Raw genomic sequence first — 783 nt, forward strand, 5'->3', positions numbered from 1 at the left:
GGCCGCAAGGCGCTGCGTTGCGTCGGCCGGAAACGGCGTTCCCGCTGCCTGCGAGGCGGCCGCGCAAAGCAGGATCAGCTCGGCCGTGAAGGCGCCATAGGTCGGGCTTTGCTCGGCGGCCAGGCCATCGGGCAGGATCTGCTTCGTTGTTTCCGCGACCAACGCCTTGCGGAGGTGATCGACCTTTGTGCCAAGCGAAAGCCCGATCAGGAATTCTCCGGCCAATTCGGCGACGAGATGATTGTTGGCCGATGAAAAGCGAGATGGGAAGCGATTGAGCCAGTACGCACTTGCCACCAGGATTGCGCCGATCTGGTTGTGCGTTTCGGCGTCAAGGGTTTCACCGACAAGATCAAGCGTGATGATCAGACTGATGACACGCAGGGCAACCTCGATGCCGGATGCCCAGGCTACGCCGCGAAACGGCGGATTGGCAGCATGCCAGCTTCCAACCGCTTGTTGGATGGCTTGGAGCGCTCTTGCATCGCCCGACAAAACGAGGTGCGCGGCCAGAACCGGCAGAAACTGCAGCCGGTTGGCTTCCCAGACATATTTGATGTCGCCGAAAGTGCCCGCCTGCCGGTAATCGACCGCGAATGTATGGGTTTCGGCACCAGCCCAGAGCTTGCCCGTCACCGGATCCAGGCGCCAGAAATCTGCAGGGAAGAGACGGTCCGCGTCTCGCTTCGGCCAGTCTCGTCCCAGGGCGGAATAGCGTCCCTGAAGGGTTTGCTCGGCGGCATGTGCAATTCCCTGCCTTTGTTCGGGAGAAGCGGCAAGCAG

At 61.7% G+C, this 783-nt stretch carries 1 pseudogene; it reads right to left on the reverse strand.

The annotated features are described in order from the left end of the window. Window positions 1–783, reverse strand: a pseudogene (locus tag RTX98_RS09855) (heparinase II/III family protein); the annotation flags it as partial.

This window comes from Tianweitania sp., from assembly GCF_032053605.1.
Classification (GTDB): domain Bacteria; phylum Pseudomonadota; class Alphaproteobacteria; order Rhizobiales; family Rhizobiaceae; genus Tianweitania.